The organism is Acinetobacter sp. ANC_7503, from assembly GCF_056780035.1.
Genome location: NZ_JBWYJA010000005.1, coordinates 12,574 through 39,434, shown reverse-complemented (window position 1 = coordinate 39,434; position 26,861 = coordinate 12,574). Strand labels below are relative to the sequence as shown.

At 40.9% G+C, this 26,861-nt stretch carries 24 protein-coding genes; 6 read left to right on the top strand and 18 right to left on the bottom strand.

From position 1 onward, the window contains the following. Positions 1-98: 98 nt before the first annotated feature. The 18 genes from der to AC1M9M_RS07315 all read right to left on the bottom strand — a co-directional run bounded on the left by der (position 99) and on the right by AC1M9M_RS07315 (position 17,931). A complete protein-coding gene (gene der / locus AC1M9M_RS07400; protein ID WP_035265604.1) occupies positions 99-1,511 on the bottom strand; it encodes a ribosome biogenesis GTPase Der in 1,413 nt (470 codons plus the stop codon). A 170-nt stretch (positions 1,512-1,681) separates the two neighbouring features. Beyond that, entirely contained in the window at positions 1,682-2,830 is a 1,149-nt protein-coding gene (gene bamB / locus AC1M9M_RS07395) for an outer membrane protein assembly factor BamB (RefSeq protein ID WP_481596017.1), read from the bottom strand. After that, a complete protein-coding gene (locus AC1M9M_RS07390) occupies positions 2,830-3,531 on the bottom strand; it encodes a YfgM family protein (protein ID WP_035265609.1) in 702 nt (233 codons plus the stop codon). The genes bamB and AC1M9M_RS07390 overlap by 1 nt, the downstream gene beginning before the upstream one ends. Positions 3,532-3,560: 29 nt before the next feature. Further along, a complete protein-coding gene (gene hisS / locus AC1M9M_RS07385) occupies positions 3,561-4,856 on the bottom strand; it encodes a histidine--tRNA ligase (protein WP_481596016.1) in 1,296 nt (431 codons plus the stop codon). A gap of 3 nt (positions 4,857-4,859) precedes the next feature. Next, positions 4,860-5,981: a flavodoxin-dependent (E)-4-hydroxy-3-methylbut-2-enyl-diphosphate synthase gene (gene ispG, locus AC1M9M_RS07380; RefSeq protein WP_092767631.1), complete on the bottom strand. Its 1,122-nt coding sequence runs from the start codon at positions 5,979-5,981 to the stop codon at positions 4,860-4,862. Positions 5,982-5,999: 18 nt separating this feature from the next. Continuing rightward, the gene (locus AC1M9M_RS07375) at positions 6,000-6,800 is read right to left on the bottom strand and encodes a helix-turn-helix domain-containing protein (RefSeq protein ID WP_035265612.1); all 801 of its coding nucleotides are present in this window, start codon (positions 6,798-6,800) and stop codon (positions 6,000-6,002) included. Beyond that, positions 6,791-7,591 carry a type IV pilus biogenesis/stability protein PilW gene (gene pilW, locus AC1M9M_RS07370; RefSeq protein WP_092767635.1) on the bottom strand — a complete coding sequence of 267 codons (801 nt, stop codon included), beginning with the start codon at positions 7,589-7,591 and terminating at the stop codon, positions 6,791-6,793. The genes AC1M9M_RS07375 and pilW overlap by 10 nt, the downstream gene beginning before the upstream one ends. Before the next feature lie 56 nt (positions 7,592-7,647). Beyond that, positions 7,648-8,883 (bottom strand): dual-specificity RNA methyltransferase RlmN, encoded by a 1,236-nt coding sequence (rlmN, locus tag AC1M9M_RS07365; RefSeq protein WP_035265621.1) that lies wholly within the window; start codon positions 8,881-8,883, stop codon positions 7,648-7,650. Between the two features lie 122 nt (positions 8,884-9,005). Next, entirely contained in the window at positions 9,006-9,437 is a 432-nt protein-coding gene (ndk, locus tag AC1M9M_RS07360; RefSeq protein WP_035265623.1) for a nucleoside-diphosphate kinase, read from the bottom strand. 109 nt (positions 9,438-9,546) lie between these two features. Beyond that, positions 9,547-9,747, bottom strand: coding sequence for a Fe-S cluster assembly protein IscX (iscX, locus tag AC1M9M_RS07355; protein ID WP_035265625.1), 201 nt, complete (start codon positions 9,745-9,747; stop codon positions 9,547-9,549). A gap of 110 nt (positions 9,748-9,857) precedes the next feature. Beyond that, on the bottom strand, positions 9,858-10,409 hold the full coding sequence (locus AC1M9M_RS07350; protein WP_035265627.1) for a phosphatase PAP2 family protein: 552 nt from the start codon (positions 10,407-10,409) through the stop codon (positions 9,858-9,860). Between the two features lie 19 nt (positions 10,410-10,428). Beyond that, positions 10,429-11,700, bottom strand: coding sequence for a glycosyltransferase family 4 protein (locus AC1M9M_RS07345; protein WP_481596015.1), 1,272 nt, complete (start codon positions 11,698-11,700; stop codon positions 10,429-10,431). A gap of 156 nt (positions 11,701-11,856) precedes the next feature. Continuing rightward, the gene (locus AC1M9M_RS07340; RefSeq protein ID WP_481596014.1) at positions 11,857-13,134 is read right to left on the bottom strand and encodes a glycosyltransferase family 4 protein; all 1,278 of its coding nucleotides are present in this window, start codon (positions 13,132-13,134) and stop codon (positions 11,857-11,859) included. A gap of 109 nt (positions 13,135-13,243) precedes the next feature. Beyond that, on the bottom strand, positions 13,244-13,921 hold the full coding sequence (locus AC1M9M_RS07335; RefSeq protein WP_481596013.1) for a hypothetical protein: 678 nt from the start codon (positions 13,919-13,921) through the stop codon (positions 13,244-13,246). Positions 13,922-13,961: 40 nt separating this feature from the next. After that, positions 13,962-14,171, bottom strand: coding sequence for a hypothetical protein (locus AC1M9M_RS07330; protein WP_481596012.1), 210 nt, complete (start codon positions 14,169-14,171; stop codon positions 13,962-13,964). Positions 14,172-14,594: 423 nt separating this feature from the next. Then, positions 14,595-15,611, bottom strand: coding sequence for a ketol-acid reductoisomerase (gene ilvC / locus AC1M9M_RS07325; protein WP_035265630.1), 1,017 nt, complete (start codon positions 15,609-15,611; stop codon positions 14,595-14,597). Between the two features lie 104 nt (positions 15,612-15,715). After that, on the bottom strand, positions 15,716-16,207 hold the full coding sequence (gene ilvN / locus AC1M9M_RS07320; RefSeq protein WP_035265631.1) for an acetolactate synthase small subunit: 492 nt from the start codon (positions 16,205-16,207) through the stop codon (positions 15,716-15,718). Then, a complete protein-coding gene (locus tag AC1M9M_RS07315; RefSeq protein WP_481596075.1) occupies positions 16,204-17,931 on the bottom strand; it encodes an acetolactate synthase 3 large subunit in 1,728 nt (575 codons plus the stop codon). The genes ilvN and AC1M9M_RS07315 overlap by 4 nt, the downstream gene beginning before the upstream one ends. 554 nt (positions 17,932-18,485) lie before the next feature. Between AC1M9M_RS07315 and AC1M9M_RS07310 the strand changes: the two genes are divergently transcribed. The 6 genes from AC1M9M_RS07310 to AC1M9M_RS07285 all read left to right on the top strand — a co-directional run bounded on the left by AC1M9M_RS07310 (position 18,486) and on the right by AC1M9M_RS07285 (position 26,860). Next, on the top strand, positions 18,486-18,845 hold the full coding sequence (locus AC1M9M_RS07310) for a DUF4124 domain-containing protein (protein ID WP_481587145.1): 360 nt from the start codon (positions 18,486-18,488) through the stop codon (positions 18,843-18,845). 122 nt (positions 18,846-18,967) lie between these two features. Further along, on the top strand, positions 18,968-21,589 hold the full coding sequence (gene leuS, locus AC1M9M_RS07305; RefSeq protein ID WP_481596011.1) for a leucine--tRNA ligase: 2,622 nt from the start codon (positions 18,968-18,970) through the stop codon (positions 21,587-21,589). 259 nt (positions 21,590-21,848) lie between these two features. Further along, positions 21,849-22,412 (top strand): LPS-assembly lipoprotein LptE, encoded by a 564-nt coding sequence (locus AC1M9M_RS07300; RefSeq protein WP_035270158.1) that lies wholly within the window; start codon positions 21,849-21,851, stop codon positions 22,410-22,412. Between the two features lie 6 nt (positions 22,413-22,418). Then, the gene (gene holA / locus AC1M9M_RS07295) at positions 22,419-23,405 is read left to right on the top strand and encodes a DNA polymerase III subunit delta (RefSeq protein WP_481596010.1); all 987 of its coding nucleotides are present in this window, start codon (positions 22,419-22,421) and stop codon (positions 23,403-23,405) included. A gap of 123 nt (positions 23,406-23,528) precedes the next feature. Beyond that, positions 23,529-24,881, top strand: a complete 1,353-nt coding sequence (locus AC1M9M_RS07290) for a MacA family efflux pump subunit (RefSeq protein WP_481596009.1) — start codon at positions 23,529-23,531, stop codon at positions 24,879-24,881. Positions 24,882-24,883: 2 nt separating this feature from the next. Continuing rightward, positions 24,884-26,860, top strand: a complete 1,977-nt coding sequence (locus AC1M9M_RS07285; RefSeq protein WP_481591671.1) for a MacB family efflux pump subunit — start codon at positions 24,884-24,886, stop codon at positions 26,858-26,860. Position 26,861: the final 1 nt, after the last annotated feature.

Below are 26,861 nucleotides of genomic sequence, written 5' to 3'. Positions count from 1 at the left end.
AATAACGTTCTCAGTGATTCCATTTATCTTAATTTATTCGCATGATAAAAAAAGCCCAAACTTCACATTTGGGCTTTCTGGACTAAATTTACAATTGATTAACCGCGTTTGAACTTCTTCTCGGCTTTCTTAAACTTCTGTACATAACGACGTTTACGTGCCGCAGTACGCTCGTCAATTTGAGATTTACGACCTTCAAATGGGTTTTCTGAAGTTTTGAATTCAATTTTTACAGGTGTACCTTCTAGTTTATACACTTTACGGAACACGTTTTCTAAGTAACGACGATAGTCAGCTGGGGTTTTATCAACTTTATTACCGTGAATCACAATCGTAGGCGGGTTTTGACCACCGATATGCGCATAACGCATTTTAATTGCACGGCCTTGAACTTTAGGTGGATGATGCGCGTCTGTTGCATCTTTTAAGATCTCAGTGATTTTCGCTGGAGATACTTTCAAACGTGAAGATTCATATGCACGGTGGATTGAAGGATAAAGCTCACCCACACCTGTACCATGCAAAGCAGAAATTAAATGGATTTTTGCCCATGGAATAAAGTCAAAACGACGCTCAACATCCAATTTACATTGTTTGCGATCATATTCTGACATATTGTCCCATTTATTGATCGCAATCACCATCGCACGACCAGCTTCAATCGCATATCCAATCAAATGCAAGTCTTGCTCAACAATACCTTCACGCGCATCAACAACAACAACGACAACGTTGGCATCTTTCATTGCTTGTAAAGTCTTTACGATTGAGAATTTCTCAATCATTTCATCCACTTTACCTTTACGACGAACACCGGCAGTGTCAATGAGCGTATATTTTCGACCATCACGCTCAAATGGGATGTAAATTGAGTCACGTGTAGTACCAGGCTGGTCAAAAGCAACGACACGTTCTTCACCTAACAGGCGATTAACTAATGTTGACTTACCTACGTTCGGACGACCGATAATCGCTAGACGAAGCCCAGTATCTTCATCACGCTGTTCACTTAGGTCATCTTCTGGCACATCTTCAAGCACTTCTTCGAGCATTTGTTGAACACCACGCCCATGGCTTGCAGCCACTTGCATCGGTTCACCCATACCCAACTTAAAAAACTCAACCAATGCTGCCTCTGCATGGACACCATCGACTTTGTTGGCAACTAAAAATACTTTTTTACCGAGTGTACGTAACTCACGCGCAATCTGTTCATCAGAAGCTAGAAGACCTGCACGCGCATCGACAACAAAGATAATCATATCTGCTTCATGAATCGCAGTTTTAGACTGCTCTGCCATGTAAGAGTCGATCCCACCTTCGTTTTCACCGATACCGCCAGTATCCACAACGATAAATGATTTATTTTGATAAACTGCATCACCATATTTACGGTCACGAGTAAGACCGGCAAAGTCTGCAACAAGCGCGTCACGACTTTTGGTAATCTGGTTAAACAGCGTTGATTTTCCGACGTTCGGACGACCAATGAGCGCAATAACGGGTTTCATAGATTAACCTTTAACAAGATCAGCCAACTCAATTGGCCTGAACATCAGAAACTGTGGAAGAAGTTAGACGAATCATCTACTTAAAAATAAAAATGTCGGGGTCTGAAAATTCAACACCCCGAACTTAAAATATGTATTCAGCGACTAGTTTACCATAAGCAGAGAAAAAATTAACGATTCTGCCAAATTGTAAGTGCGCCTGTACGTGTCACTGAGTAAAGCTGATTGTTTACTACACGTAACGAACGTACTTCACCACGCGTTTTTTCACGACCAACAAGTTGACCATTTTTAGGATCTACAAGGTGGAGTACCCCCTCATAATCACCTACCACTAAATACTGACCTAACATTACGGGGTTGCTTAATTGACGGTTAAGCAATTGATCATTAGTCCATAACGGCTGACCCGTCACCAGATCAAACGATACAATTTTACCATCTGTTTGCGTGACGAAGACTTGGCGACCTGCAACTTCAGCACGATTAATACTGCTTGCATCTTCACTCCAAATCACACGTTGCGAAACTAGATCTAGTACAGTGACTTGGCCTTGATAGCTAGTGGTTACAACCAATTGTCCTGCAACGATTGGATCTGCATCCACATCAACTAAACGCTGTATATCAGAACGACCATCGCTGACTGCCACACGTCTTTGCATACGCAAAGTTCCAGTGAGACTATCAATTGCGTACACGTATGCATTTGACGAGGCCACTAACACTGTTCGTGGGTCTAAGCGCACAGGTGAAGCTTGACCGCGTAAGCTCAATTGTTCGTTTGGCATACGATAGGTCCACACTTGTTGACCTGTTTTTTCATCCAGACCAAACACCGTACCGTCATTTGCAACAACGATCACTCGACCAGTCTGAATAAGGGCCGCACTCAAAATTGCACCACTTAATTGCGCAGTCCAACGGATATCACCCGTTTTTTGATCGAGAGCAAACAGTTGACCTTTCTTGTTGCCGACGATCACTAACCCATTGGCCGCTTCAACACCTGAACTTAAACCAAGCTTGGTAACTTGTTTTTCCCAGACACGCTGCTTACCTTGATATGCAGAAACCAGTCCCTTAGGATCTAAAAAGTATAAAACACCTTGATCATTCGCCATTCTCAAACGCAATGGATCAGCAGCATCCGTCGCTGAAACATTATGTGAAAAAATAGGTGCTAAGCTCACCGATTGCTGAATTTTAGGCAACGGATTAGGTTTCACCTTTTCTTCTTTCACCGTATTGCTTGTACACGCCATTAGTGCACACGACAATGTCGCTAGAACAAAAGAAATTTTATACTTTCTATCCATTAAGACTCATCCGTTTGTATATCTAAAATTGGGCGCTCAATTTCAGGATCTTCTACTAATATGCCAACACTTTCGAGTTTAATTTGTAAGATTTGGCGTTCTTGTTTAGTTGCAATTAAGTTATCCCACGCGCTCTGATAAGCTTTTTTCGCATTTTCAATATCATTCTTAGCAATATAAATATCGCCACGTGCTTCATCTACAGTTGTTTTGAAAGCGGGCAAAGTCAAACCAGACAATGTTTTTAAAGCCTCATCATATTTTTTTTGTGCCAGTTGAGCATCTGCTAAACGAAGCTTAATGATGTGTTGTAAACCTTCATCTTTGATTTGAGCATTTTCAATTTTTTTCAATTCACGTTCAGCTTTGGCATAATTCTCTTGATCATAAGCCAATTTTGCCATTACAAATTGCGTTTGAACCGCATGAATCGAATCAGGATTTTCTTTTACAATTTTTTCTGCAGTTCCATCCAAAGCAGTCGCTACTTTAGGATCAGTTGTTGCAGCTTTCGCTTCATCAACTAAGAGCTGTACTTTAGCAGTCTGTATTTGATCTTCTGCTACGTTTTTCTTCTTCCAATATTCCCATCCGAAAAAGGCGATCAGGGCAAGAAGAATCAGCGTAATCAACGCCGATCCATATTTCTTAAAAAACGACTTAGCTGTATGCAGTTGTTCTTCGTCAGTCATTGCGCTCATATGATCGCCCTTTCCTTATGTTCTTAAATTTATTTTGAAGATAGTTTATCAATGATGAACGGCACAATGTCATTGACCGCTACTTGTGTCTGCTCTGCTGTAGCCAACTCTTTGACTGAAAGTTGTTGAGCCTCAGCTTCACGCTCACCAAAGATTAAGGCATAAATTGCACCGGACTGATCCGCTTTTTTCATTTGACTTTTCATCGAACCTTGAGAGCCAACTTTCAGACGCACTGAACTACTTGCAGCTTCAAGTTGATCTCGAATTTGCTCAGCCAAAACTAAAGCTTTACCTTGCGTCGCAGGATCTGCAAGTAAAAATACTTCACAATCACGTACTGGTATATTGTCTTCTACTTGTTCTAAAAGAAGCAATAAACGCTCAATACCCATTGCAAAACCAACCGCAGGAACCGATTGATCTGGTTTACCTTTTAACTGACCCACTAAACCATCATAACGACCACCAGCACAAACCGTACCCTGTGAACCCAGATGTGTCGTCGTCCATTCAAATACAGTTTTATTATAGTAATCCAAGCCACGAACCAACTTTTGATTAATGACAAATGAAATACCTGCATCGGTTAGATATTGCTGTAATTGTTGGAAATGTGCCAGCGTCTCTTCACCCATAAAGTCATGAAGTTTAGGCGCATTTTCTAAAATGCTTTGAGTTTTTGCATCTTTAGAGTCCAAAATACGCAGTGGATTCGTCGTTAAACGACGCTGCGAATCTTCATCTAAATCTGACTTATGTGATTCTAAAAACTCAACCAAGGCTGCGCGATAAGCTGCACGCTCATCTGACTCACCTAAAGTATTGAGCTCTAATTGAACTTTGTCCGCAACACCCATCCGTTTCCACAGACGCGCAGTCATCAAAATCAGTTCAGCATCTTGATCAGGAGTTGCAACACCAAACGTTTCCACACCAAATTGATGGAATTGACGGTAACGACCTTTTTGCGGTTTTTCATAACGGAACATCGGTCCAATATACCAAACACGCGGTGTCGCACCACGAAGCAAATTATGTTCGAGCATAGCACGTACACAACCCGCAGTACCTTCAGGACGTAAGGTCAAAGACTCAGGAGGATTACCTTTATCTAAGAACGTATACATCTCTTTTTCAACGATATCCGTTGCATCACCAATAGAACGCTTGAACAAGTTTGTCTGTTCAACCATCGGCAAACGAATTTGTTGATAGCCATAGGCATCCATCAAACCAGACAGATGCTGTTCAAGACGTCTCCAAGCTGGGGTTTGCGTTGGGAGAATGTCATTAAAACCTTTGATTGCGACGATTGAACTCATGATCTACTCAGAAAAACCTGTGCGAATAATCTCTTTTGATTTAGCTTTTTCAAGCTCGTTAACACGTTGACGAACCATATTTTCGATTTCATCAACCAATTGATTTGTGTCAATTAAATGACTCTTTTCACCATTACGATACACCAGTGAACGTGGACTTGCACCCACTACACCAATATCAGCTTCTTTAGCTTCACCAGGACCGTTGACTTTACACCCGATGACAGAAACATCCATTGGAGTACGCACATCTTCCAAACGCTCTTCAAGCATTTGCATCACTTTGATGACATTGAATTCTTGACGTGAACAACTTGGGCAAGCAATAAAGTTAATACCATTTGAACGCAAGCCCAAAGATTTAAGAATATCAAAACCAATTTTGATTTCTTCCTCAGGTTCCGCTGCTAATGAAATTCGCATGGTGTCGCCAATGCCTTCCATTAACAATCCGCCCAGTGCAATTGCCGACTTCACCGAACCAGTACGGTAAATTCCAGCTTCAGTCACTCCTAAATGTAACGGGTTGTCAATTTGTTGTGACAACAAGCGATAAGCATCCATCGTCAAAAAGACATTCGATGCTTTCACTGACACTTTAAACTCTTGGAAATCCAAACGATCTAAAATATCAATATGACGCATTGCTGACTCAAGCAAAGCTTGACCTGTTGGCTCACCATATTTCTTTTGAATATCTTTTTCGAGAGAGCCTGCATTGACACCAATTCGCATTGAAATATCGTTGTGACGAGCCGCAGCAACCACTTCGCGAATTTTTGCTTCTGAACCGATATTCCCTGGGTTGATACGCAGACAATCTGCACCCAAATCTGCAACAGCCAAAGCAATTTTATAGTCAAAATGGATATCGGCAACGAGTGGAACTTGCACTTGTTTACGGATTTCTCCAAAAGCAGCAGCGGCTTCCATACTCGGTACAGACACACGCATAATATCTGCGCCAGCATCCACACAACGTTGAATTTGTGCAACTGTTGCAGCTACATCACAAGTTTCAGTATTGGTCATGCTTTGAATACTGATTGGCGCATCGCCACCCACATACACAGAACCTACGCGAATTTTACGTGTTGGTTTGCGTCGAATCGGATTCTCGATCATCGTTTTACCTTTAACCCATTAACGTGATAAACGGAATTCAGCTTTTCCGTTTACGGTATATGGTGACAATGAAATATTTTCATTATTTAAACTTAATGAAACGGCTTGAGCATCATCTAATCGAATTTGGAATGGAGACTGTCCATTCAAACTAATCGCAGTTGATTGGCGTCCAGTTGCTAAAACTTTACCCGTACTGTCAACAATGTGTACTGATGTAGGGCGGCTAAAACTGAGATTCATCGTATCGCCTGATACTGCTTCAGTTGTGCCTGTACCATTGTTTAAGGTCAGAATTTGGACATTATTGGACTGATTCGTATCAGTATTTGACGAATCGCCTTTAGCCGCCCATTTTTGGATTGCGGAGATTAATAGCCAAGCCACGCCCAAAATAATTAACGCAATCACGATGCGTTTAATCCACTTGCGGTTACGTACACTTTTCGAGCCAGGAAGTTTCCCCATAATTTTAATTGGAGAATTGTTCAAAGCATGATTTGGCAGTAAACCTGTATCATTTTGATAGATTTCATCAAAACGTTGAATTAAAGCAGAGGCATCAACTTTGAGATACTTCGCATACGAACGATAATATCCCTTAATGAAAGTCGCTTCTGGCAAAGATTTGTATTCGTCTTGCTCTAACGCTTCAAGCGTTTTTACTGGCATTTTTAAATCACCAGCAACTTTGACCAGATCACGTTGTTGAGAAATACGGATTTGACGCAAATACTCGCCAGGGCGTTGAATATTTCCTAAAGCATTAGGTGCTACGTTTGAACCAGTAGGTTGCTGTGAATTAGGATTTACTTCCATACGGCCTCAGTATTGAACTGTAATTGCAAATAACGTTGAAATTCTTGACTATTTGGAAATAAAGTACGCAACTGATTCACCAGCACATACATTCCCGTTCTATCACCATTGGCACGTGCGATACGTAAACCAATCCAGAGTGCTCTCGCACCTTGATTTTGCTGGCCAACTTTGAGTACAAATTGCTCATATAGCTGACGCGCGGCAATATTATTCTTTTGCAGATAAAATATCTCTGCTAACTCTATCATTGAAACAGTCGAGTCACGATTGACTTGCAGTGCTTGTTTGAACGTTTTTTCAGCATTCGGTATATCCCCTAGAATGAGATAAATCCGTCCAAGGTTTTCTAATGCACGATGACGTTGGTCATATCCAAGCGTTGCGCCTGCAATTGAAAGCTGTTTAACAGCATCATTATATCGTTTCACTTGATACAAATACGTACCATAGTTGTTACGTGCTTGCGCATTTTTAGGATCAATTGAAATAGCACGAGAAAAATAATGATCTGCACGTTGCATGTTGATGTCACTTCCTTCTTGCTGAAGCAACACCCCCATCATCATATTTGCAGTTGAATCGCGCGAATTAACCTCTAATGCCTGATCAAGCACACGTTTGGCAGCATCTAAATTCCCATTCCGAATATATTCAGCCGCCATTTGGGTACGAACTTTCACTGATTTCTCAGGATCCTTTTTGCTCGCATCGCCACTGGTAGTTTGGCATCCAAAGAAAAGCAATCCAGATAAAGCGACTGTCATCGTCATGACTATTTTTTTATACATCGGCTTGCTCAAATGATGCCTCCCTCTTTTTAATCATTCACATCTAAATGATACAACTAGCCTTGTGAACGCATAATTTCATTACGTTCTAGCACTTTTTTCTTCCATTGTTCTGCACGACGAGTACGGTCAGCCACTTGACCAACCAATTGACCACAAGCTGCGTCAATATCATCCCCACGTGTCTGACGAATCGTACACACAAAACCAGCATCAGACAAAGTTTTTTGGAAAGAAATGATGCGATTTCGGCTCGAACGCCCGTATGGTGCATGTGGGAATGGATTAAATGGAATCAAGTTAATTTTACTTGGTAAATTTTTCAACAACTTAATCATCTGCTGTGCATGTTCAGGATGATCGTTGACCCCGTCTAACATGACATATTCAATCGTGACATGCTTACGTGCACTTTCATTACCATCTTTAGTGATATAACGCTGACACGCTGCAATGAGTTGTTCTAACGGATATTTTTTATTAATCGGCACTAATTCGTTACGTAACTCATCATTGGTTGCATGCAATGAAATTGCAAGCGCAACATCAATGTCTTGAGCCAATTGATCTATCTTCGGCACAACCCCTGACGTTGACAATGTGACACGGCGTTTAGACATTCCATAGGCGAAATCATCAAGCATGATACGCATTGAGTTAAGCACAGCATCATAGTTCAATAATGGTTCGCCCATACCCATCATTACCACGTTGGTCACAGAGCGCTCACGTTCAGCAACAGGCACATCTTCCATATAGGAATAGTTCGCCATCCACAACTGACCAATAATTTCAGCCTGAGTTAAATCGCGTTGGAAACCTTGTTTTCCGGTTGAACAGAACGAACAGTCCAAAGCACAACCGACTTGTGATGAAATACATAAGGTTTTACGCGAACCCGTTTTATCCTCAGCAGGAATCAGTACTGTTTCAACCAAAGAACCCGCACCATCACCTACACGGAATACCCACTTACGTGTTCCATCTTTAGAATAGTTTTTATGCACGACTTCTGGTGCTTTAATTTCACAAATCTTTTCAAGTTTTTCACGTAATTTCCCTGAAATATTAGTCATTTCAGCAAAATCAGTAACGAAGAACTGATGAATCCATTTCATCACCTGACCCGCACGGAACTTTTTCTCCCCCATATCCTCAAAGAATTTTTCCATTTGCGGACGTGACAGGCCAAGTAAATTCACTTTCTGTACAGTATCAGCCTGCTGTACTTGAACAGTAGTGGGCTGTTGTTCATCTAAATTGACGGATGAAGCGACAACTTCAGAATTCATGAGTATTACCTAAACCATAATGTGGGATAAAAGAACATGCTCAATTTTCAAGCAATAAAATCTTTCAGAAATAAAAAAACCAGATAAGCAGTATAGCACTTATCTGGTTTGAATACTGCGATTTAACGAGTACGTGGAGCGATCTCAGTTTGAGCGAAGAAGTAGTTAACTTCACGATCAGCAGATGCTACAGAGTCAGAACCGTGAGCAGCATTTTCGTCGATGCTTACAGCGAAGTCAGCGCGAATTGTACCTGGAGCAGCTTCTTTAGGGTTAGTAGCGCCAAGGATGTCACGGTGAGCAAGAACTGCGTTTTCACCTTCAAGAACTGATACAACAACTGGACCAGAAGTCATGAACGCAACGAGGTCAGCAAAGAAACCACGTTCTTTGTGCTCAGCATAGAAGCCTTCAGCTTCAGCTTGAGTTAAATGTTTCATTTTAGTCGCAACGATTTTAAGACCAGCTTTTTCGAAACGAGCAAAAATGTCACCGATGTGGTTTTTAGCAACTGCATCTGGTTTAACGATAGATAAAGTACGTTCAATAGCCATGATTGGCTCCTTTAGTCAAATTGACATGAAAATTTTGGCGCATTATACCGAATAATGCGCGATTATCTGCTTTTCGCGTGTAAAAAAATGGTTTTTTTCGATCGATGAATTATCGAGCTTCGTCAATCCAAGCCATTTGAATTGCTTCTAACAATCCTTCTGTTGATTTGTTTGGATCATCTTCGAACTCTGGAAGCGCACAAACCCATGCATGAAGATCAGTAAAACGGATCCATTGTGGATCTACATCTGGATGGGCTTCATACAGTTCAATTGCGATATCAAGGGTGTCTGTCCAACGTAAACCCATACTTATTCCTAAATCATCTTTGGTGAATGCATGGCTTAATTTTAGCAAAAAGCAAATCAAGACGTACAATTATATTGCTTTTGTACGCCTTATCATGCAATCAACCTCCCTCACAATATGATATTCAATGCTGGAGCAGCCAAGATAATACCACTAGCAACCGTCGCCCCAATCAAGGCACCGACTAAAACATCAGTTGGATAATGCAATCCCAATACCATGCGCGACAACGCAACCAAAATGGTAAATGGCATCATCATCACCAGCAAGACAGGCTCTACATAACCCAATACGATTGTTGCCATTACTGCATGCAATGTATGACCAGAAGGAAAACTAAAATGATCTAGTGGTCTTTCGCCAATATGAATAACTTGGTGAACTTGGTATGGTCGTGGACGTACTGTTTTTGTTTTTAAAATTTTATAAATCAGCGTACCTAACGAAGCAGCTACAACAATATATAAAATTTGAATAGTGTATTGCGGTCCTTGCAGTAGCCACACCAACGCCACCATCATGTACCAAAAAACTCCATCTCCGAGCCGACTAATAATTTTAAATATGAGCGCAATACTTTGTGTATGCGATAGATTATTGAAATAGAGACATCCTCTTAGATCAAGATCGAGTATTTTTATTTTGGTATTTTTAAAATTCATTTCACTCTACTCCTATCGTTCAGGCCGTGAGCGTTTTCTGCTGCACGACACGATAAAATGCATGTTCGAGTTGTTGAACTGGATGTTGCCATCCGACTTGTTGTACTTTTTTCATTGCTTGCATCCCCATTGCATGCAAGCGTTTGTTCTGGGGCAGATTAACAATATATTGAACCAAGGTTGCAGGCTCACCCAAAGGTGCTAACCATGCTGTTTCCGCATCTAAATACTGCTTAGCACAAGCATAATCATAAGCAACGACAGGCAATGCACTCGCCATCGCTTCCAGCACGACATTGCCAAAAGTCTCTACTTGACTGGCAAAAACAAATACATCTGCGCTTGCAAATGATTCAGCAAGATTTGTACCACTTAAGCTTCCAGTAAAGATGATATCGGTATGCTTGCTTTGACGAACCAAACGCGAATAATCGGGCCCATCCCCCACGATGACCAACTTAAATCTGCGCGTTGTTTGTGTTTTAAGTTTTAAATAGGCATCAATTAACACCTGAATCTCTTTTTCAGGTGAAACACGACCAACATAAAGCAGCACAGTTGTATTCTCACAAGCATCCCATTGTCGTCTGAGTTGCACACTTCGAAAAGTAGGTGAAAACTTTTCAACATCCACCCCAGTCTTAATCACTTCAACTTGACATGTAACACCAAAGTTACGTATCGCATCAGCCGAGTCCTGACTTGGTACACAGGTCAATTGCGTATTGTTATGAAACCATTTGAGATAGTGCTGAATCGGCTTGACCATAAAAGCAAGATCATAAAAACGACTAAAGTCATGAAAAGCAGAATGAAAACCACTACTCACAGGAATCTTTTTGTTTTTTGAGAGCTGAAGTACCGCTAAACCTAATGGTCCTTCCGTCACGATATGCACCAAATCTGGTTGAAATTCATCAAATGCTTTAGCCACTTTGCCATACTGTGGCCAACCAAATTGCATATGGGCATATTTCGGAATGGTTTGACCATTCACCAAACACTCACGGTTCGGTGAAAATTCCGAACATATTTGTTTTTGTGAAGGTCGTACCAATAGAATTTTGTGACCAAGCTTCTGTAGACCTTTGCAAATCTGTAGTAAAGACAATGAAACACCATTCAGTTCTGGCGGCCATGTCTCCGTAACGACAGCTATTTTTAATCTAGATCGCCCCAATTGCTCAAGCACCGATACACCCCGATCGGAGTTTTGATTTTTAAATTTTAGCCTCTGGTGATCATATTGCGTTGTCGATCTAGGCAATACAGTGTCCATGATTCCCATCATCACACCTCTTTTGTATTTTTTTTCATACTTTTACTTTAGAGATGGATCATTTCATTATGATGATGATTTCATTAAATACTTGTCATAATTAGAATAGATGACTGATTCACCGACCACCCTCAAACACGCGACAAGAAACTACGAATTCAGAATAATTTAGTGAAATAAAGTACGATGCGCAGCAAAAAATAATGCTTGCTCAAAATCAATAACAGGTTTCAACCATCCTGTTGCAGCAACTGCAAGATGCGCTTTCTCACCCATTATTTTTAAATCGGGTTGATTCAATGTTGCTGTCATTGCTCGTTCGAACATATCTAGATCACCGAGAGGGATCAGCCATCCCGTTTCATTGTGCACAACATGCAGTTTGGCACATGCATAATCATAAGCCACCACAGGCAAGCCACTTGCCAATGCTTCAAGCGCGACATTTCCAAAGGTTTCAACTTGACTTGGAAAAATAAACACATCTGCACTGGCATATGCACATGCCAAATCATCACCAGTCAAACTTCCCATAAAAATAATATCAGGGTGATGATTCGCAAGGTCTTCAAGCCTTACTCGATCTGGCCCATCTCCGATAATTACCAATTTAGTATAATGATCAACTTCACCTTTCTTTTTCAAAAAAGTCCGAATAATCTGGTCTACTTCTTTTTCAGGTGACAACCGACCAACGGAAATCAGAACTCGTGTATGCTCATTTGCATTCCATTGCTCTCTGAGCAACTCCGATCTTTTATTCGGATTAAATAATTGGGTATCAACACCTCTCCCCACCACCCTTAACTCACCGCTTACTCCCATTTGTTTTAAAGCATGCTGTGTATCTAAACTTGGCACACAAGTCACGTCTGTCTTATTGTGAAACCATGTTAAATATTTTGAGATAGGTTTAACGAGAAAAGGAAACTCAAAGTATCGACTAAACTCTTGAAAGGCAGAGTGAAAACCACTTGAAACAGGAATATTCTGAGATTTAGCTACCATTAGACTCGCAAATCCCAATGGTCCCTCTGTCACAATATGCACAACATCTGGCTTAAATACCTCAACCGCTTTTGAGATTTTAGAAAACTGTGGCCAACCGAACTGTAAGGTGGGATATTTCGGAATCGCTTGAGCATGCACCCAACACTCTGCATCAGGTTTAAACCGTTTAGATTTCACTTTGGGTTGGGGACGTATCAACAAAATTTGATGACCTCGCTTCTGCAAACCCAGACATAAATTCATCAGTGAGTTTGCAACACCATTAATCTCTGGTGACCATGTCTCAGTCACAATGGCAATTTTTAATTGAGGATGTCGTTTATGCTGATCAGCATCAGGAAGAAGAATAAAATCCTCAAATGACGTATTTTTTTTGATATCCAATAATTCAAAGAGTTTTTTTTGTTTTATGACTTGCATGTTTAGGAGTGCCATCATCACACCTTTTATTAATGTTATCCCTAAAATTTAAAAGAACATAATTTCAATATGATGATGGTTTCATGACAGCCTTGTCATAAGGCTCATTCAGATTTTCACATTTTTAAGGCTCTTGCTCTTGCACACGATCTACATCGCTGCCTAGCTCATTCTCTTGCTCTTGACCAAAGTTAACTGGTGGTTCTTCAATCCGTTTTTCCAAGTTTTCTCCTTGAAGTGCTACAGAGGATTCTAATGATGTCCGATCTGCTAATTGTTTAGTTTCTTGTTCAGCATTTACTGAAACTGGTTTCAAAATGACTTCAACAATTGTATAAACCTGTCCATTAGAAAAATCGATGTGCTGTTTATCACCATGTAATAGTGGAAATCCAACGATTTGCTCATAATGCTCTGCACGGTTAAATTTTTGTTGAACAGAATCATAAATCCAGTAAATAAAACGACGATCTTGAAGCGTTTTATCCTCTGACAGATCAGAGAGCACTACATCATAGTAACCATCAAAATTCACACCCATATAACCAATACTATTGGGAAACGCTTGAAAGCCTTCAAGTATTTGCAATCTTTTTTGATTGACTTTGTCAAACACCTCGATACGTGTCATTAATCGTTTGAAAGGATGGTCAGCTTTAGATATGCCATAGAAATTAAAACTCACATCAGACGTATTTTTTACTTTAAAAGCAGGCTCGAATTTCTTTGTTCGAATCACACCTGCATGATTGACCAATGTAGATTTAAATACATTCGTTTTATAGTTAAGCTGTCCTTTCAACTCTTGAATTGCATTTGAATCATCACTCGGTTGTTCTGCTTTAAAAAAACTTGATCGCCTTTTTGCTCCCCTTTAAATTGGATAGTGACGTTGTCTTTGAGGGAAGTAAGCGTTGCATTGATATGCGAACATTATCTAAGACAAGCTCAGCATCACTATTTGGCGTTTTTTGCTCAATATCAGTTGTTTGTTGCGCCCATCCACAGATTGGCAAGATCGCCAATAAGTAACATACAAACGTTAATTTCATTCCCAACCTCAATCCTTGAGTTATTAAGTGTTCTTGTTAGATACTGATTATTCTGTTTAGCTAAGCCTCTGTCGACTGCAACTTAATCTACCTGTCATTGAGTTACTTTTTAATGACTATTTTTATCATGCCTGTCGTCTTTTTTTTCAATGCATTACGAAAAGGCAAGTCTCAGAATTCAAAGTTTCTAAAATAGTGGTAACCTATTATCAATAATCCAAGGTATGAACGAGTACAAAACACTGTTTTTTTTACGAAGTGCAAGGAAGCAGTGCCATACTTTGAATAAAATACAAGAAATGAAAAACACTGCCTTACCTTGAGGCACACAATTTTAATTAATAATCTGATCCATTTTTTAAGACAAAAAAAGCCCACTCATTTTGAGTGGGCTTTCGCATTCAAATCAGATGATTCGAGAACTTAGTTCTTTTCTTTATCAACGATTTTGTTTGCTTGAATCCAAGGCATCATCGCACGCAATTTAGCACCAGTTACTTCGATACCGTGAGCAGCATTTTGACGACGACGAGCAGTCATAGATGGGTAGTTTAACGCACCTTCTTGGATGAACATCTTCGCATATTCACCAGATTGAATACGTTTAAGCGCATTGCGCATCGCTTCACGAGACTGTTCGTTGATTACTTCAACACCAGTAACGTATTCACCGTACTCAGCATTGTTAGATACAGAGTAGTTCATGTCCGCGATACCGCCTTCGAACATTAAGTCAACGATCAATTTAAGTTCGTGTAGACATTCGAAGTAAGCCATTTCTGGTGCGTAACCCGCTTCAACAAGAGTTTCGAAGCCCATTTTAACCAATTCAACAGCACCACCACAAAGAACTGCTTGCTCACCGAAAAGGTCAGTTTCAGTTTCTTCACGGAATGAAGTTTCGATAATACCTGTACGACCGCCACCAACACCTGAAGCGTAAGAAAGCGCAAGATTACGTGCATTACCAGAAGCATCTTGGTGAATCGCGATAAGATCAGGAACACCTGAACCACGTTGATATTCAGAACGTACAGTGTGACCAGGTGCTTTTGGAGCAACCATGATTACGTCTAAGTCAGCACGTGGAACAACTTGGTTATAAAGAACAGAGAAACCATGAGCAAATGCAAGAGTAGCACCTTGCTTGATGTTTGGCTCAATTACATCACGGTAAAGTTGAGCTTGGAATTCATCTGGAGTCAAGATCATTACTACGTCAGCTTGAGCTACAGCAGCAGGAACTTCAGCAACTTTAAGACCAGAATTTTCAGCTTTTTTCCAAGAAGCAGAACCAGCACGTAAACCAACAGTTACGTCAACGCCAGAATCTTTAAGGTTAAGCGCGTGAGCGTGACCTTGTGAACCGTAACCAATGATTGCTACTTTCTTAGATTGGATGATAGATAAGTCGCAGTCTTTATCATAAAAAATTTGCATTGCTGTCTCCGCTAAAATGCTTTGGCTTCCGTTTGATTAGCGAATGTTAATGTGGTTCGCCAACCCCCTCCTCTCGGAGGAGGGAAGAATTTGTTAATAAAAAATTAGATTGTTAAAACTTTTTCGCCACGTGCGATACCAGACACACCTGAACGTACAACTTCAAGAATGGTATTCTCTGCCAAAGCATCAATAAAACCATCAATTTTCTCAGTTGTACCCGCGATTTGAATCGTGTAAGTCGTTGGTGTTACATCCACGATTTGTCCGCGGAAGATATCTGCTGTGCGTTTAATTTCAGCACGCGCAGAACCCAAAGCTTTTACTTTGATTAACATCAATTCACGTTCAATGTGTGAACCTTCAGAAAGGTCAACCACTTTAACCACTTCAACAAGTTTGTTGAGTTGTTTTGTGATTTGCTCAATCTTGTGATCATCACCATAAGTCGTCAATGTCAAACGAGACATTGTTGGGTCTTCTGTTGGCGCAACGTTCAAAGTTTCAATGTTATAACCACGTTGTGAGAACAAACCCACTAAACGTGAAAGCGCGCCAGATTCGTTCTCAATGAGAACAGAGATGATATGTCTCATGCTGTGCGCTCCCCTTTAGATAACCACATATCTGTCATAGATTGACCCGCGATTAACATCGGATAAACATGCTCAGTACGGTCAACCATCACGTTGATGAATACACATTTATCATTAATCGCCATTGCTTCTGCAAGCTTCGATTCAAGCTCATCCGCATGATCAATTTGAATACCTACATGTCCGTAAGCTTCCATCAACTTCGCAAAGTCAGGCAATGACTCAACATATGAACTTGAGTGACGACCTTCATAATTCATATCTTGCCATTGCTTCACCATACCTAAAGCACGGTTGTTTAAGCACAAGATTTTAACATTTAGGTCATATTGCTTACATGTTGAGAGCTCTTGGATACACATCTGAATGGATGCTTCACCTGTAATACAAACAACTTGTTGGTCAGGGAATGCAAGCTTAGCCGCCATCGCATATGGAAGACCAACACCCATCGTGCCTAAGCCACCTGAGTTAATCCATTGACGTGGACGTGTGTATTTGTAATACAACGCACCAAACATCTGATGTTGACCAACGTCAGAAGTGATGATTGCTTGGCTGTTCGTTACTTTATCTAAAGCTTGAACAACTTGTTGAGGTTTCATCGTACCGTCAGTTGGTTTTTCATATTTCAAACCATGAACCTGACGCCACTCATTGATTTGTTTCCACCAATCCGCAATAGCTTCAGGGTTCGGCTTAGAAATATTCAGCTGTTTTAATTGCGCTAACATTTCTTGAAGAACTGGCTCTACCGCACCCACGATTGGGATATGCGCCATGATTGTTTTTGAAATCGTAGCAGGATCGATATCAATGTGAATCACTTTCGCATTTGGACAGAATTTTGCAGGATTATTGGTTACACGGTCATCGAAACGTGCGCCAACACATAGAATCACATCAGCGTGACCCATGGTCATGTTCGCTTCATATGTCCCATGCATACCCAACATACCAATAAATTGAGGATCATTACCAGGGAATGCACCTAGCCCCATCAATGTATTGGTTACTGGATAACCCAATAGATGTGCTAATTCAGTCAATAAATGTGATGCATTGCCTTGAACAACACCACCGCCCGTATAAATAATAGGACGTTTAGCATTGATCAATTCATCAATAGCTTTGCGGATCTGACCAGTATGACCACGATGTGGCGGCTGGTAAGAGCGCATTTTTACTTTTTCAGGGTATTCGTATGCAAATTTTTCAGCAGGGTTTGTTGCATCTTTTGGAATATCAACAACCACAGGACCTGGACGACCTGATGACGCGATATAGAAAGCTTTTTTAATAACCGCTGGAATTTCACTCGCATGACGCACTTGGAAACTGTGTTTCACGATTGGACGAGAAATACCAACCATATCCGTTTCTTGGAATGCATCTTCACCAATCAAATGGCTTGCAACCTGACCAGACAAAATCACCATTGGGATTGAGTCCATGTAAGCTGTCGCAATTGGTGTCACAGTGTTAGTCGCACCTGGACCCGAAGTCACCAGTACAACACCTGTCTTACCTGTTACGCGCGAGTATGCATCTGCCATATGACCAGCAGCTTGCTCATGACGCACGAGGTAATGATTAATTTTGTCTTGTTTGAATAGCGCGTCGTAAATGTGTAAAACTGCGCCGCCTGGATATCCAAAAACATGTTCAACGCCTTCGTCCGCCAATGCGCGAACAAGCATTTCACCACCAGATAAAAGTTCCAACGTATTCACCCTAATCTTATTTCCACGACGGTTATGGGAGACATAAGTCGTGTTTCATTCATTCGTTTGTATGCACTGTTATAGCACACATATTTCATCGTTTTTGCTGCAATAATAAAATTTTTCGATCACAACCGTTTGAGTTGCGACTGCATATTCAACATGTTGGGATAAACATATTTCTGCTATTTCATTGTCTCGGCTTAGAGACAACGTTATTGCAAGCTATGATATTTATTCGAAGGGTGATCGAACAAAACATATAAAACTAGAGCAGCATTTTTAGTTTTTTCACGACCAAAGTCAAGGTTTGCCGAAACCTTTTTATTGTTTATTTACCAACCGATTATTTTTCAAACGATAACTTTTGGTTGGATGATTTATAAAAAAAATTTCAAACACTTATTTTTAATATTTATATAAAACAATTTATACGCAAAATGATTTTTTTGATTAAAATAAAACCAATTAATCTTCATCAGTATCCTGCAAAATGCTGCGATATAAACGTGTAAAAGAACTCACTCCCCTCATATTTCTTTATAGGTGAAGTCATGAATTCACTAGCATCATCTTTAAAACTTTCTTGTTTAGCATCAACGGTTGTTTTCGTTTCTATTTATTCATCTATGGTGCAGGCAAAAGAATATTACAAATGGGTCGATCAAAATGGTTCAACCCACTACACCACTACCCCGCCACCAAAATCAGCAAAAAAGAAAGGTAAAGTTGAAACATATGGTTGGAAAGCACCAACAACCTCAGTCAATACCAATACGAACCCGAGCGAAGCTCCTCAAACCTCACAGACTCAAACGATACCAACGCAACAGCAAACAAACGGTGCTTCAAATACTGAGTCACAAAACACAAATGCTGCTCCATTAAGCGAAACTCAAGTTTCAAATGAGTGAAATTGTCTTTTTGATCTTAATTTAAGTTTTGCATCCATTTTCAGTCTGTAAAATTCACTTTTAGGTGCGTTTTGCGCTATGCTGTGCGCTAAATTTTTTAACCGTTCTCTTGTATTACGTATATGACTACTCACATTGACTCTGAATACCAAGCCAGTGCGATTGAGCCCCAAGTTCAACAGGACTGGGAATCTCGCAAAGCCTTTAAAGTTGCCGACACTGTAGAAGGTCCACGTCGATATATCCTCTCGATGTTCCCTTACCCAAGTGGCAAACTGCATATGGGTCATGTACGTAACTACACGATTGGTGATGTGATCAGCCGCTTCCACCGTTTAAAAGGTGAAACTGTATTACAACCTATGGGTTGGGATGCGTTTGGTTTACCTGCTGAAAATGCTGCGATTGCACACCAAGTTGCACCTGCAAAATGGACCTTTGAAAATATCGATTACATGCGTAATCAGCTTAAAAAATTAGGTCTTGCGGTTGATTGGGATCGTGAATTTGCAACGTGTACACCAGAATATTATCGCTGGGAACAATGGTTATTCGTTCAGCTTTATAAAAAAGGCTTAATCTACCGTAAGCTTTCAACGGTAAATTGGGACCCTGTAGACCAAACTGTACTTGCAAATGAACAAGTAGAAAATGGTCGTGGTTGGCGTTCAGGTGCCTTGGTTGAAAAACGTGATATTCCAATGTACTACTTCCGCATCACTGACTATGCGCAAGAATTACTTGACGATTTAGACACACTCAAAGACGGTTGGCCACAACAAGTCCTTACGATGCAACGTAACTGGATTGGTCGCTCACAGGGTATGGAAATTACCTTCCCTTCAGCAAATCCTGAAATTTATGCAGATGGCTTAACAGTCTTTACCACGCGTGCCGATACCTTAATGGGCGTGACGTATGTTGCTGTTGCAGCAGAACACCCTATGGCGCTTAAAGCTGCTGAAACTAACCCTGAATTGGCTGCATTTATTGAAGAATGCCGTATGGGTTCTGTGGCAGAAGCAGATCTTGCCACTGCTGAGAAGAAAGGCATGGCGACAGGTCTTTCTGTGAAGCACCCTGTCACAGGTGAAGAAGTTCCTGTTTGGATCGCAAACTATGTATTGATGTCTTACGGTTCAGGTGCGGTGATGGCAGTGCCTTCACACGATGAACGTGACTTCGAATTTGCCAATAAATATAGCTTAAAAATCAAGCAAGTCATTGATGCGAAAGGCGCTGATGATAATGATTTTGATGCGAAAGAGTGGCAAGAATGGTACGGTTCAAAAGAAGGTAAATTGGTCAATTCAGGCGAATTTGACGGTTTAGACTTCCAAGGTGCATTTGATGCTTTCCTTGCAAAATTAGAACCACAAGGTCTCGCGAATGTAAAAGTTCAATTCCGTTTACGTGACTGGGGTGTATCTCGTCAGCGTTATTGGGGTTGTCCGATTCCAATGATTAACTGCCCAACCTGTGGTCAAGTGCCAGTTCCTGAAGATCAACTTCCTGTTGTACTTCCAACTGACGTTGTACCTGATGGTTCAGGTAACCCTCTCAACAAGATGCCTGAGTTCTATGAAACGAAATGTCCAAGCTGTAACGGTGATGCACGTCGTGAAACAGATACGCTGGATACATTTGTAGAATCATCTTGGTACTATGCACGTTATGCATCTCCAGACTTTACTGGTGGTATGGTTAAACCTGAAGCGGGACAAACTTGGCTTCCTGTAAACCAATACATCGGTGGTGTTGAACACGCGATTCTGCATTTGTTATATGCACGTTTCTTCCACAAATTGATGCGTGATGAAGGTGTAGTACAAGGTAACGAACCATTCACCAACTTGTTAACGCAAGGTATGGTACTTGCTGATACCTATTACCGCGAATCTGAATCAGGTAAAAAAACGTGGTTCAACCCTGCTGACATCGAACTTGAGCGTGATGAAAAAGGTCGTATCACATCTGCAAAATACAAAGGTGATGGTCAAGACGTTATCGTTGGTGGTCAAGAAAAAATGTCGAAATCGAAAAATAACGGTATCGACCCACAATCTATTATTGACCAATACGGCGCAGATACGGCACGTGTATTTATGATGTTCGCTGCACCACCTGATCAATCACTTGAATGGTCAGATGCAGGTGTGGAAGGTGCAAACCGCTTCTTAAAACGTGTATGGCGCTTGGCAACTGGTTTCCTTGAACAAGGTAATACTGCATCAGCGATTGATAAAGCTGCGCTTTCAACTGCGGCTCAAGACTTACGTCGTAAGACTCACGAAACCATCCAAAAAGTGGGTGATGACATCGAACGTCGTCATGCATTTAACACTGCGATTGCAGCGATGATGGAACTTCTGAATGCAAACAATAAGTTTGAAGCGAAAGATGACAACGATGTTGCTGTTGCACGTGAATCTATTACAACGCTTTTAACTTTGCTTGCACCATTTGCACCGCATTTAAGTGAAACATTATTGGCGCAGTTTGGTATCGAGTTAAATGCAACATTATTCCCAATCGTGGATGAATCTGCATTAACACGTAATTCGCAAACAATCGTGGTTCAGGTGAATGGTAAACTTCGTGGTAAGTTAGAAGTGTCTGTAGATGCATCTAAAGATGATATCTTGGCAATGGCAAAAGCATTACCTGAAGTTCAACAGTTCTTAACTGGCCCAACTAAGAAAGAAATTGTGGTACCAAATAAATTAGTAAACTTGGTGGTTTAAGGCCTTTAAGCCTCCCTGAGTAAGATATAAAGCACAGCTTTAGATCAAAGCGCAAGAAAAGGACTTGCGTAGCGATGCTACTCAGGAGGGATTTAATTTCCCTTGCGAAGCATTGCTTCTCACCTCTTTTAAATAAGAGGGGAATATAAGGATTTCACAATTCCCAAACAAAGCCCGTTGCCAGTCAACGGGCTTTGCACATACAATCAGAATATTCAAAATTTATCCTGAGTCTCAGGAAATACACAGAGGATCTACAATGCATTTGAGCAAACGTTTAGCTATTGCTGTTCTAACTTTAGGCTTAAGCGCAACTATGGTCGGCTGTGGATTTCATCTAAAAGGGACCAATCCAACTTCAACGCCACTGGCTTATACAAAGCTTGAATTAGCACTCCCTGCCAATACTTCTGATTTAGAGCGTAAACTCAGTGTTTATCTCACTGCTGCAGGTGTGCAACTGAGTAATTCCAACGATGCATATGTATTACGTATCATCGACTATAAGCCAATTCGCCATGAGCTCAACGGCAAACTCATTGAAGTTCTACTCAGACTTTCTGTGACTTTCCAAATCGAAGATCGTCAAGGTAACTTGGTGACAAAACCTCGAACTTTAACTGCGACACGTACATATCAATATAATGTTGCAACCGTGAACACAGATGATCAACAAAATAAATATCTCAGTGAAATCTTAATTGACGATGTCGCTCAACAGATCTCTCGTCAAATTGCTGCAAACCGTCTGCCAAAAGCAGAAGCAAATGTACTGTTACCTGTGCAACAAACTTTTGAACCTACTGCCTCTGAAAATCCGTAACTCAGAATGAAGTTAGATTATCTACAAGCATTAAAACGTGCAAACGAAGCACGTGGTGCATGGGTATTACATGGTCAAGAACCTTTACTTGAGCAAAATCTTTTAGATGCTTTCCGTCAAAGTTGGATCATCAATCACGTGGAAAGAGAACGCTATGACATCCAAAGCGTTGCTGATTGGAAAAATGTATTTAATGCACTCAACAGCCTTTCTCTTTTTTCACAAAATCTCGCAGTAGAGGTCCATGGCAACATTAAGCCAGATGCCAATGCGTTAAAGTTACTCAAGCATTATATCCAGCATAATGAACACAACTTGTTGTTGATCATTATGCCTAAGCAAGATAGCAGTAGCTTAAAGTCGGCGTTTTTTCAAACGATTGAAGCCAATGGCGTCTTGGTTCCTCTTACAGCAACTTATGCGCAAGATCGTCAGCGTATACTCAGCATAGAAGCTGATAAAATTGGGATTCAACTGAGCCAAGATGCATGGCAATGGCTCGAAGTCCACCACGAACATAATTTATTGGCTGCTAAAAACAGCTTAATGCGTCTGGCAGACACGTTCCCCGATGTACAGCATCTTGAAATGCAACATTTGCTCGAATGCTTACAAGATCAATCACGCTATACCACTTTTGACTTAAGCGATGCATTAATTTCAGGCAACCTAAGCCAAGCGATCAAAATATACCAATATTTAGTCGAAGCTGGCGAACCACATAGTTTGGTCTTATGGACGGTAAGCAAAGAAATGCGCTTACTGATGCAACTTTTTGAGCAACCACAAAATGCATTACAACTCGGCATCTGGAAAACCAAAGTCAGTCTTTATCAACAAGCCTTGAGACGTCTTAATCCCAAGCAATTTCTCACATGGCCACAATTGCTATTAAGAATCGATGCTGCCATCAAAGGCAAAAATAATGAAAATCCAGAACACCTCATACAACAAGCCATTGCTGAATTATGTGGAAAAACCTTGTTTGCTTAGTTAACGAGCAAGGTCTATTTATAACTATAAAAATGATTATTGATTTTATTTAAGAAAAATACACTTTTTATCCTTATTTCATCATTATAATTCTCTCAATTTCCGTCATTTTTCAATATCGCCATGCAAAAAATAAAACCAACGAAATTGATTATCATCGCGATCATTACGATTGCAGCTATCGCTTTAGCTTGGTATTTCTTTAAACCTAAAGATGAGCAACCTCAGTTTATTACCGCTGAAGTGACACGTGGTGATATTGAAAACTCTGTCCTTGCAACAGGTGTATTAGAAGCGACCAAAATGGTTAGCGTTGGTGCACAGGTTTCAGGTCAGGTAAAAAAAATGTATGTACAACTGGGTGATCAAGTCAAACAAGGTCAACTGATTGCTCAAATCGATTCCGTTCGTCAGGAAAATGATCTAAAAACAGCTGAAGCCAGCATTAAAAATCAGTTGGCTCAATTGGCAGTCAAACAAGCAAATCTGACTAAAGTTGAGGCGGAATATAATCGCCAAAAAGCCATGTATGCCCAAGATGCAACTTCTCGTGCCGAATATGAGTCCGCATTAGCAAGTTATAAAACTGCTCAAGCCGATATCGTCGCGATGAATGCTCAAATCGAGCAATCTCGTTTATCACTGGCTACGACTAAAGAAGATTTAGGCTATACCCGTATCGTTGCTCCGATGGATGGCACAATTGTGGCAATTGTGACTGAAGAAGGTCAAACAGTGAACGCGAATCAAAGCGCGCCAACCATCGTGAAATTAGCAAAACTTGACACCATGACGGTTAAGGCTGAAATTTCTGAAGCAGATGTTATGCGTGTTGAGGAAGGTCAAACTGTTTATTTCACTACTTTAGGTAATAGCGAGAAAAAGCATTACGCAACACTGCGTCAAGTTGAACCTGCACCTAACTCAATCAATACAGAAACCAACAACTCAAATTCATCTTCATCAAGTACAGCTGTGTATTACAACGCTCTATTCGATGTTCCTAATGAAGATGGAAAATTGCGTATTGATATGACTGCACAAGTTTATATCGTGTTAGATGAAGTAAAGAATGCACTGACTATTCCATCTTCTGCTGTTCAAAGCTCAAATCGTCCTGCTCGCCAGCGTGGTGCAAATGCGGGTTCAAATGCACAAGAACCTAATGAAAAAGCTCGTGGTGAAGGGCGTGCCGAACGTTCATCAGCTGATCGTCCTAAGCGTTTAGAATTAACCGCTGAGGAAAAGACATTAGTCGATCAAGGTAAAGCTTCCATGGCTATGGTACGCGTACTTCAAGCAGATGGCACAGTCAAACCGACCCCTGTTCTTATCGGTCTAAATAACCGTGCAACAGCACAAGTTTTACGCGGTTTAAAATTAGGCGATAAAGTTGTAATTGCTGATGGCTCTGATTCATCAAATGACTCAGCTAAACGTGGCGCACGTGGTGGCGCTGGCCCAATGAGAATGTAATTATGAGTCAGACGAGAATGCCTCTACTCGAGGTCAAAAACCTGACCCGTGAATTCCCTGCTGGTGAATCTACTGTGCAAATTCTAAAAGGGGTAAATCTTGAGATTTATCCTGGAGAATTGGTTGCCATTGTAGGTCAATCAGGCTCAGGAAAATCAACACTGATGAACATCTTAGGATGTTTAGATAAACCGACCAATGGTAGCTACAAGGTTAAGGGACGCGAAACACGTGAGCTAGAACCAGACGAACTTGCTCAATTACGCCGTGAATATTTCGGATTTATCTTCCAGCGCTACCATTTACTTGGTGACTTAAATGCAGCTGGTAATGTCGAAGTCCCTGCGATCTATGCCGGCGCTGATGCTTCTGAACGCCATGATCGTGCGGTTCAACTTTTGTCTGATTTAGGTCTAGGTGAAAAAACCCAAAACCGCCCAAGTCAACTTTCAGGTGGTCAGCAACAGCGTGTTTCGATTGCTCGCGCGTTGATGAATGGCGGTGATGTTATTCTCGCCGATGAGCCTACTGGGGCATTAGATAAAAACAGCGGTATTGAAGTGATGCGTATTTTACGCGAGCTGAATGCCAAAGGTCATACCATCATTCTCGTTACTCATGATCACAATGTTGCCAAAAATGCGACTCGTATTATTGAGATTTCAGACGGTAATATTATTTCAGATGAACCCAATGTTCCTGAGATTGATGATGGCTTTGAACGTGAAGAATTGATTCGTGCTGAGCAAAAGAAAACATCGTCTTGGCGTTCAGCTTTAGACCGTTTAGGTGAAGCTTTCCGCATGGCGCTTCTGGCCATGAATGCTCATCGAATGCGTACTTTTTTGACTATGCTCGGAATCATTATCGGGATCGCATCTGTCGTTTCGGTTGTCGCACTTGGTAATGGATCACAAAAACAAATTTTAGAAAATATTAGTAGTTTGGGGACCAATACCATTACGGTCTACCAAGGACGTGGTTTTGGTGATAACTCCCGATCTTCTCAGGCCAAGACCTTAATCCCTGCTGATGCTGATGCATTAGCGGAACAGCCTTATGTCGATGGAGTCAGTCCTTCAGTCAATAGTTCTGTCACAGGAAGATATAAAGATGTAGAGGCATCCACAACGGTCAATGGTGTCAGCGAAGACTTTTTCTATGTGCGTGGTTTAACGTTTAAATCAGGTCAACCATTTGACAAACATAGTGTTACTGAACAAGCCCAAGATGTTGTGATTGATACCAATACCCAAAAGACATTCTTTAGCGATGGTACGGATCCTATTGGTCAAGTAATTCTATTGGGCAGTGTACCTAGTCGTATTATTGGTATCGTAGATGCTCAACAAGGTGCAATGGGTAATTCAGATAGTCTCAATGTCTATCTCCCTTACTCAACTGTCATGAGTCGAATGCTTGGACAGTCGAATGTGAGAAGCATCATCGTTCGTGTAAAAGATGAATATTCAAGCACAGCTGCTGAAAATGCAATCTTGAATTTACTCGTTCAACGTCATGGGGCTCAAGATGTCTTCACACAAAATGCGGACAGTATTCGTGAAACCATCCAGCAAACTACCGCTACAATGACTTTACTTATTTCTGCGATTGCTGTGATTTCTTTAGTCGTTGGTGGTATCGGTGTCATGAACATTATGTTGGTGTCTGTCACTGAACGAACGCAAGAAATTGGTGTGCGAATGGCCGTGGGTGCTCGACAAAGCGATATTTTGCAACAATTCCTGATTGAAGCCGTATTGGTCTGTATTTTAGGCGGTATCCTTGGGGTGTTGTTATCACTAGGTATTGGTCAGCTGATTACACACTTTGCTGGTGGCACGTTCCAAATGGCGTATTCAACCACATCAATAATAGCCGCATTCGTTTGTTCAAGTTTAATCGGGATCGTATTCGGTTTTATCCCAGCACGAAATGCTGCTCGCTTAAATCCTGTCGATGCACTGTCAAGAGAATAAT